7 protein-coding genes are annotated in these 8,932 nt (G+C 40.5%); 5 read left to right on the top strand and 2 right to left on the bottom strand.

Annotation, left to right across the window (positions count from 1 at the left end; all coding sequences use genetic code 11):
* The first annotated feature begins 223 nt into the window (after window positions 1-223).
* The 5 genes from WBM98_RS09245 (at window position 224) to WBM98_RS09225 (ending at window position 5,879) form a co-directional block, all read left to right on the top strand.
* Window positions 224-1,651, top strand: coding sequence for an NADH-quinone oxidoreductase subunit N (locus WBM98_RS09245; protein WP_424365737.1), 1,428 nt, complete (start codon window positions 224-226; stop codon window positions 1,649-1,651).
* A 5-nt stretch (window positions 1,652-1,656) separates the two neighbouring features.
* Window positions 1,657-1,980 (top strand): hypothetical protein, encoded by a 324-nt coding sequence (locus tag WBM98_RS09240; RefSeq protein ID WP_424365736.1) that lies wholly within the window; start codon window positions 1,657-1,659, stop codon window positions 1,978-1,980.
* Between the two features lie 106 nt (window positions 1,981-2,086).
* Window positions 2,087-2,671: a phosphatase PAP2 family protein gene (locus tag WBM98_RS09235; protein WP_424365735.1), complete on the top strand. Its 585-nt coding sequence runs from the start codon at window positions 2,087-2,089 to the stop codon at window positions 2,669-2,671.
* A 195-nt stretch (window positions 2,672-2,866) separates the two neighbouring features.
* Window positions 2,867-5,086: a tetratricopeptide repeat protein gene (locus WBM98_RS09230; RefSeq protein ID WP_424365734.1), complete on the top strand. Its 2,220-nt coding sequence runs from the start codon at window positions 2,867-2,869 to the stop codon at window positions 5,084-5,086.
* Window positions 5,087-5,261: 175 nt separating this feature from the next.
* The gene (locus tag WBM98_RS09225) at window positions 5,262-5,879 is read left to right on the top strand and encodes a hypothetical protein (RefSeq protein WP_424365733.1); all 618 of its coding nucleotides are present in this window, start codon (window positions 5,262-5,264) and stop codon (window positions 5,877-5,879) included.
* Between the two features lie 4 nt (window positions 5,880-5,883).
* Here the strand turns inward: WBM98_RS09225 and WBM98_RS09220 are convergent, their stop codons facing one another.
* Window positions 5,884-7,557, bottom strand: a complete 1,674-nt coding sequence (locus tag WBM98_RS09220) for a helix-turn-helix domain-containing protein (RefSeq protein ID WP_424365732.1) — start codon at window positions 7,555-7,557, stop codon at window positions 5,884-5,886.
* 176 nt (window positions 7,558-7,733) lie between these two features.
* A partial coding sequence (locus WBM98_RS09215) for a penicillin acylase family protein (protein WP_424365731.1) occupies window positions 7,734-8,932 on the bottom strand: 1,199 nt, incomplete at its 5' end.

Genomic DNA, 8,932 nt, shown 5'->3' with positions numbered 1-8,932 from the left:
GTGTTGCGCCCCTTTGGTTAAGCGATATGATATTGGATAGTTTACAACCTTTTATACAAGGGGTTTTATAATGAATAAGGAAATACATAGTATTAAAATTAAACCCTAGATAATTTGGCTAACACTAAAAAAGGATACAGTAATTGTCCGGTCGAGCGCCCGCCTGCCTCGGGCACGGCAGTCGAGACCTTATAAATACTGAACATTTTAAAAGAGAACTAAAATGAATTTTGATAGTTTCTTATTGATGCGTCACGAAATACTGCTTTTGGCATTGACCTTATTATTGTTGATTGCTGAGATTTTTATTCCTCAGAACAAAAAACATAGTATCGTACACTTAGCCATTTTCTTGTTTGGGGTGCACACCATTGTAGGTTTTTTGCCTACCGATGAATCCAGCCTTTTTGGTGGCATGTTCAGAACGAATGGAATGATTCATTTCTTCAAGAACGTTTTAAATATCGGGGTGTTTATCCTTTTGTTACAATCTGCGGATTGGTTGCAAGAAAAAGTAATGGGCCAAAATAAGGGTACAGAGTTTTTTATACTCCTTTTTTCTTCCTTATTAGGGATGTATTTTATGATTTCATCAGGTGATTTCTTAATGTTCTATTTAGGATTGGAATTATCAACGCTACCTATAGCCGCCTTGGCTGCCTATGAAACCGCCAATAGAAAATCAAGTGAAGCGGGCATTAAATTGATACTGTCTTCTGCACTGGCATCCGGGGTTTCTTTATTTGGCATTTCAATGTTATATGCCACTTCAGGATCCATCTATTTTGAAGATATTATTCAAATTATTTCTGCGACCAACCTTACCATTTTGGGCATGATATTGTTCTTTGCAGGGTTGGCCTTTAAAATCTCATTGGTGCCCTTTCATTTTTGGACCGCCGATGTGTATGAAGGGGCACCCATCAGTGTGGCATCCTATCTATCCGTTATTTCAAAAGGAGCAGCAGTATTCATTTTGATGATATTATTGTTCACCGTCATGAAGCCTTTGATGCATGTTTGGGAAAACATGATTTACGTTATTGCTGTTTTGACCATGTTCATTGGTAATTTATTTGCATTGAGACAGCAAAACATGAAGCGGTTTTTGGCATTTTCCTCCATAGCCCAGGCAGGGTTCATTTTGTTGGGCTTGATTGCAGGCACCCAATTGGGAACCGCCACCATTGTCTACTTCGTATTGATCTATATATTCTCAAACTTGGCTGCCTTTGGGGTAGTCCAAGCGATATCATTGCAAACCGGCAAGGAAAATATCACTGATTATGAAGGCTTGTACCGCACCAATCCCAAGTTGAGTTTGGTGATGATGTTAGCGTTGTTCTCTTTGGCGGGTATCCCCCCGGTCGCAGGGTTCTTTGGCAAGTTTTTTCTTTTTACCGCCGCGGCCAGTGAGGGCTATTATTTATTGGTATTCCTAGCCGTAGTAAACGTAACCATATCGCTATATTATTACTTAATCGTGGTACGCGCCATGTTCTTGAGAAAGAGCGATAATGCCATCCCTTTTTTCAAGAATAAGATTTATATGCGCCTCGGTTTATTGATTACCGTAATTGGCATATTGGCACTTGGACTATATAGTCCACTATACGATTATATTTACAACCTTAGTGGTATATTTAATTAGAACTCATGGCACTCGAAGGAAAACATTCATTTGGCAGTATCGAAGATACCAGGGTAACTTTTGTTGAAAAGAAAGTTGATGAAAACCGTAAGGATTTTCTAAAAAAATTATTGGAGCATAATGGTTTCGAAGTCATTGTACAAGAGGAAAAAAGACCTTCGGAAGAAGAACCCCAATTATACACTGTTGGCGTTACCGATATGGTTTTCAACCCCACAATATGGGTTTTTCAACGTAGGCTGAATACTTTTGACGGTCGAAAAGTAACCCAGGATTATTGGAACCAAGAGACCGAGGACACCCACCCACAGTATTGGAATAACGGCTAGCAATTTATTATCGATTGCTTTTATTTATATTGAAAGGGTACTATTATTCAATTTTTCAACGTTTTATGGGTAACTAGCTGAATCAAAGGCAATAAACCCGCATAGGATGCGTGATATATCGTTACTTTTAGTTGCGTGCTTTTCCATTATTCTCAACAATGGGTATTCCCAAGATATCGATGGTCCTACTTCGAAACATGAGCGTTGGGAATATCTTTTGGAGGACACTGGGGATGTTCTTCAGATTGCCCTACCAGTAACCGCTGGACTTATGACATTGATTCATAAGGATTATGAGGGCACAAAAAAAATGGCATTTTCCTACGGTACTACATTGGCCATAACCTATTCTTTGAAATATTTGACCGATAAACAACGGCCTGAAGGACGAAACCATTTCGATTCCTTCCCTTCGGGGCATACTTCTTCTGCATTTTCTGGCGCTTCTTTTATCCAACGTAGGTATGGTTGGAAATATGGAACACCAGCCTATATTTTGGCAACATTGGTAGCAATAAGCAGGACTGAAGCGCCAGATGGATACCACGATGGTTGGGATGTTTTGGCTGGAGCGATAATTGGGATAGGCAGTACTTACATTTTCACCAAACCTTATTTTAAACAGCATATGAATGTTGGATTTTCCGCTGGAAAAAACACCTATGTCCTATCTTTCACCTACAAGTTTTAATTGAATTATCCAGTAACCCAATTACTATTAGGTCTATAATTAAGTATCTTTGGGACTTGAAAAAATGTAGATCCAATTCTGATTATCATTTGAGATCAAGATGAAAGATCGCATCATTTTCCATTAGTTTCTCTTGCTATCCAAGTACCAACACTTATGAAGGTTTTTTTTCGTTTCCTATCCATTTTAGTTATAATGACACTTCATATTTCTTGTAATGAGGAAAAAAGATCCGAGTATGTAGACATACCTCCCGAGAATCTTCATGAAATATTCACTTCCACCGATCAAATTCCGGATGTTAACTTTTTAGGTGATGAAGCCTGTAAAAAATGCCATGAGACCGAGTATAAGGACTGGGAAGGTTCCCATCATGACAAGGCCATGCAATTAGCGAACAGAAAAACCATATTGGCAGGGTTCAAGGGAGAAAAATTCACCAGTCAGGGCGTAACATCAAAGTTCTATGCCAAAGGGGAGGAATTCTTTGTCAATACAGAAGGTCCAGATGGTAAAAACCATGATTATAAGATTATTTACACTTTCGGGATCACCCCCTTACAGCAATACATCGTTAAATTCCCAAATGGAAGGTACCAATGTCTAAGAACGGCTTGGGATACCGAGAAAAACAAATGGTTTGATCTATATCCCGATTTCAAGGTGGTACATTCAGAATGGTTGCACTGGTCGAGAGGGGGACTGAATTGGAATACGATGTGCTCTGATTGCCACTCCACAAATGTCAGGAAAAACTATGATCCGGAAACCAAGGGTTATGACACGAAATATGCATTGATCAATGTGAGTTGTGAAGCTTGCCATGGGCCAGGCAAACAGCATGTTGATGAAGCCAACCGATTGGGCGAAGAATATAAAGCATCGGGAACCATGCAAATGACCTTAAATACCAATCCAAAAGAATTGGTCGACCAATGTGCAAGGTGTCATATGCGACGGGAGCAGGTTTCCGAACTTTTCAATTTTGAAGGTACGATGCTAGATCATTATTTTCCACAATTGATTACCGATAGGCTCTATTTTATAGATGGGCAGATTTTGGATGAAGACTACGTGTATGGCTCATTTGTGCAAAGTAAAATGTATCAGAACAACGTTACTTGTTCAAACTGCCACAATCCGCATTCACTGGAACTTAAATTTCAGGGCAACGCCCTGTGTGCCCAATGTCATGTTCCCGATATATATGACACCCCAAAACACCATTTCCATGAAGTCGGTTCAGAAGCGGGTCAATGCATAAATTGCCATATGACAGGGCGGTATTATATGGGCAATGATTTTAGAAGGGACCATAGCTTTCGAATACCCAGGCCTGATTTGAGCTTAAAATATGGCACTCCAAATGCCTGTACCGGTTGCCACAAGGACAAAGATGATGCATGGGCATGGCAAGATTATAAGGAAAAGTACGGTATCCCAAAAAACAAACACTTTTCAGAACTATTGGCTCCAGGCCTCAATGGTGATCCCAATGGAAAGGAATCGTTGTTAAAATTGATACGGGATACCATGCAGCCTGAGATAGCCCGAGCGTCAGCTGTTAGTGGACTTCAACATTACCTAAATGCCAATGATATAACCACTATGATGCCCTTTTTGGACGATGCCTCTCCGTTGGTCAAAGCCGCTACACTCGATGTCTTAGGGAATATCAATGCCTCCGAGTATTCAACTCACCTGCTGCCCTTTTTAAAAGATGAAAAACGATCGGTTAGGGTAAAGGCCTTTTACGCTTTGGGAGATTTGAAAGAAAATCAAATTCCAACCCCGTATAAAGAAGTCTATGATAAGGTGAAAAAAGAATTTTTCACCTATTTGAACGCTACGTCTGATTTTGCTGGAGGAATGGCCAAAAAAGCCAGTTACTACCTTAAACATGGAGATCTCGAAAAGGCCATTGAAAATTATGAAAAAGGATTGGAAATCGATGATCTGAACAATATCGTACGAACCAGCTTAGCCAATCTATACTATAGGAATGGTGCCTTTGACAAGGCGGAAAACGCCTTTAAAACCATCATAGAGCAAGAGCCGGAGTATGGCCCAACGTACTACTCTTTGGCACTTTTATTGGCAGAGGAAGGAAGAAGTAAAGAAGCTATTGCCCAACTGGAAAAAGCCATAGAACATATGCCCGAAAATATACGGGCCTATTACAATCTAAGCTTGCTGTATGACAATGCCAATGAGCGGGTATTGGCAAAAAATACGTTGTTGAAAGGACTGACGCTATCACCTACCAATGAAGATCTGTTATATACCTTGGCCTTTTTATATTCAAAATATGGGGAAATTCAAAAAGCACGGGGAATCGGTACCCAGCTTGTACAGTTGTATCCAGATAACCAAAACTACAAATCCTTTCTTCAACAATTACAAGCAACCCATTAAACCATCAACAATAGTGTAGATTTCATTTATGTTTGAAGATGGGCATCCAATATTACAACATAACGAAATTAACAGGCCTTTAAGTCCCTATGGCAGGGTAATTGCTATCTTTATTGCGAAATTTTATGGATTAACAATGTACGCAAGACCTGCACTATTTTTTACTTCTTTGTTTATGCTGTCCTTTATTGCGACCGCACAGACCGACTTGCCCAATACTACACCCCTAGAAATTGGAACGATTACCAATCCCAATGACAACAATAATACGTCACAAGGAGCGGCTTTGAATATTCCATCGGTCATTGATCTGAAACCGAATGTCAATCTCAGGGATTCCCTTACCAATATTCCGGTAAATATGAATCTGAACAACGGGCTGCTTCAAGCCGGTCATGATTTAAAATTAGACCCGAAAGTAGGAAGGTCCGAAAAGCAAGGGGGTTCTTCGGAGCGCTTCGGCGATCAATACCTCGGCGATATCAAAAACGATGGCAAATTTGTGGGTATTGTCTGTCGAGATCATGAATATGTCGATGGAGATCGGGTCAAGATTTCAGTGAATGGTACGGTCATCGACTATAATGTGCTACTCACGGGAAGCTTTAAAGGGGTGAATGTGGATTTGGAAAAAGGCTTTAACCGGTTGGATTTTGAGGCGCTTAATGAAGGTTCTTCCAGTCCGAATACCGCACAGATCAATGTGTATGACGATAAGGGGGAATTGATTTATGCCAACAAATGGTTGCTCTCCGAGGGATCTGTTGCCACTTTGATCATAACGAAAGAGTAATCTTTTACAAAAAGGCTAAGGCTAATTTAATAAGCTCATAATCTACTTTCTTTTCGAGTCCGTCAAATAATGGTTTAAGTCCCACTATATCCCCTTTTATCTTTTTTCTTGCCTCGGCCACTTGTTCAAGTAATTTGGTGTCTGGTCGATAAAATTCCAAATCTTCTTTAGGATAATCTTTTCGCAAGCGTATGAGGTGACCGGTAATTGTCCCCTTCGAAAGTCCCCGTTCCTTGGCGATTTCTTCTAAGGGCATTTTCTGTTTTAAATAATCCATAGTGATAGCATAGGTAGATTTTTTCGACTTCTTCGTTTCCTTTATTCTTTTAGAATGTTTCTGGATTTCTTCTGGATCGATAAGTCCACCACAATGCTTCACAAAAGCCTTGGCCTCTTTTTCAAGCTCATTTAACTCATTGTCTATATCTACACAATTGGATAATTGTTGAAAACGCATGTCGGCCTTATGGGCCAAAGAATCTACCATAAGTGCCATTTCATTAAAGCTTTCCAATTGAAGATTCTCAATATTCTTTAACCTAGAGAGTGCAACATAACCCTGCCCTCTTTCAAAGGTCTTTGAAAGGTCAATAGTGGCTGCATCAAGGGTCATTCCCTGACATTTATGTACCGTAATGGCCCAAGCCAATCGCAGGGGTATTTGATCCAGACTGGCCAACATCTTACCATGATCATCTTGGACCCCCCATGTTTCTTGTTTTACTGTAATTCTATTGCCTTTAAGAGTCTGTATGACAGGAAATCCCCCCTCATTGAAATCAATGACCTTTCCCAGGGTACCATTTACGTAGCCGTTCTCTGGATTGTTACGCACGAACATCACTTTGGCATCTACCTTTAATTCCAAAATTTCTTGTGCCAAGACAGATTTCCTTAAGGTCTCTATTAATTTTTTATTGCCCTTGGTAGATGCTTTGTACTTTCTTGTGCGTCCCTTTAATTTTTGCAATTCCCCTAGATTGATCTGATCTACTTCCGCATTATGGGTGAATAATCTTGTCGGCGTATCCAAGACGTTGAGTTTATTGTTCATTGCATTTTTAAGTTGTTGCAAACTGTCCTTTGAAATATTGGTCGTACGGATTTCGTTCAATATCCTGTTCAGCACACTATCGCCCTCTTGTCGGTATTGCTCAGTCAAATAACAGACGTACAAATTCGCATTAACCCATGCTTCTGACATAAAAGCATATTTGTCCCTACTCTTTTCGCCAGATTGGCCTATAGGTGGCAATTGAAAAAAATCCCCACTGAATACCACTTGTATCCCCCCAAAAACCTCATTGTTTCCCTTAAAAAACCTTAGCACCTCATCGACCATTTTCAATTGGTCCTTGTGCAACATCGAAATCTCATCGATGATAAGGATCTTGGCTTCTTCCAAGTGTTTTTTAAGGTATTTCTTGGTTTGCATAACAGCAAGATTCCCTCGTGTAAGACGATTTTTGATGCCAAAACCTGCCCATGAATGAATGGTCATACCATTCATGTGGGTAGCTGCAATACCGGTAGAGGCCGTAATTGCCACGGGTATTTTCCGTTCCTTGAGATAAGCTATATATTGATTAAGAACATAGGTCTTACCCGTACCGGCAGAACCTGTGAGAAACACATTTTTACCTGATTTTAATATTGCAAGGGCCTTTTCTTGTCGCAATTGATTCCTTTAATGGTTGACGGGCTAAATTAACTTTTTTACTTGAAAGAATTGAAGTTTGGTATATTCCCATACCAAGCGGACGGCAGAGAAACACGGTATTCATTCACAATCGATTGTTTCATGGAAGAATTAGCGTCGATTCCATCTATGCTCGAATGACGCATCAGTTTCTTTCATTCCCGTTCCCCTGGTTTGTAGGTCTTTTTTGCCCTTTTCAGTACATCCTCCTTATAAAAAGGAACCTCCTTGAATTGCATGTCCGCATAACGCTGGGCCTGATCATTGAAGTGCGGGGAATCGGGATCTCCACTTTGTCCACCGGCCAATATACTTTTTGCTTTTACTTTTTCACCGAATTCAACCACAGCCACAAAACTATTACCACGGGTGCCATAGATTTTTTTGGTATTGTTGGTATAACGTGCCCCATATGCCGCCAAGGCCCCCCATCGGCCAGAAGCAAACCCTATTGGAATACTGGGTTTATCATCATCAAAGGGTTGGTGAATATCACCATTAATGCGTTGGTATCGGTTTACCTCTCCCCACGGCATGTTCCACGTGCCAAAATCTTCATTGAGTTTTGAAACCACTGTTTCAAATAAATCCAGCATTTCTTCCTTGGAAAGGTATTTTTCGACATGATCGAATAGTTCCATTTGGTCGGGACTTTCCTTTATCTTTCCAGACATCCCCAACTCCAATACCTTTGTACCATAAAAATGGGCCAAGGTCATTGCCACCGATTTTTTTGAGGTTTTGAGATCCCAACCTCGCAAAACGATTATGGCCTCTCGTAATTTAGGATTTTTATCGTGTTGTTTATCATAGGCTCTGACCAATACTGGAATCAACTTTTCAAAGGCAGGCAGATAGGGATCATGCGCCAGTTTGATCAAACTATCCAGCGTGTACCCTTTTCTGTCCTTGAGGAGGTTTATCGCATGAATTCCACGAAAGTTCTCCTGATCGATGGACATATAATTAGGATAGTTTTCCTTTTTGGGACTAAACTCCAAAGCGGCGGTAAAAGGTGTTGAATTGCAATTCTGTAACCAACCGTTCTCCGGATTTGCCAATAGAATATTCTCATCAACGGTATGTAACCCCTGCCAATCGGTTTTGGGATTACTGCCATCTACAGGTTGGGAGTAATCGAATGACCCATCCCTTTTTGGCACAAAATTCCCATGAAAATAGGCAATGTTTCCTTCGGCATCTGCATAGACAGTATTGTTGGAGGAATTGGTACGTATATCCATCATATCCCGAAACCCTTTAAAACCCTCCTGCTTCGTACGAATATAGGATTGTTCCAAAGCTTTCACGGGTTCCCACATCATGGCAGAGGCCGTCCATTGCCCATCGACCA

It is taken from the genome of Maribacter sp., assembly GCF_049667165.1.
Taxonomy (GTDB): domain Bacteria; phylum Bacteroidota; class Bacteroidia; order Flavobacteriales; family Flavobacteriaceae; genus Maribacter_A.
The sequence above is the reverse complement of the archived record's forward strand: the minus strand, read 5'-3'. Positions and strand labels throughout refer to the sequence as shown.

Bases quoted from the DNA above. Each gene is read 5' to 3' on its own strand.
- WBM98_RS09240 (WP_424365736.1), top strand. From the start codon at position 1,657: ATGGCACTCGAAGGAAAACATTCATTTGGCAGTATCGAAGATACCAGG.
- WBM98_RS09235 (WP_424365735.1), top strand. From the start codon at position 2,087: ATGCGTGATATATCGTTACTTTTAGTTGCGTGCTTTTCCATTATTCTC.
- WBM98_RS09225 (WP_424365733.1), top strand. From the start codon at position 5,262: ATGCTGTCCTTTATTGCGACCGCACAGACCGACTTGCCCAATACTACA.
- WBM98_RS09230 (WP_424365734.1), top strand. From the start codon at position 2,867: ATGACACTTCATATTTCTTGTAATGAGGAAAAAAGATCCGAGTATGTA.
- WBM98_RS09245 (WP_424365737.1), top strand. From the start codon at position 224: ATGAATTTTGATAGTTTCTTATTGATGCGTCACGAAATACTGCTTTTG.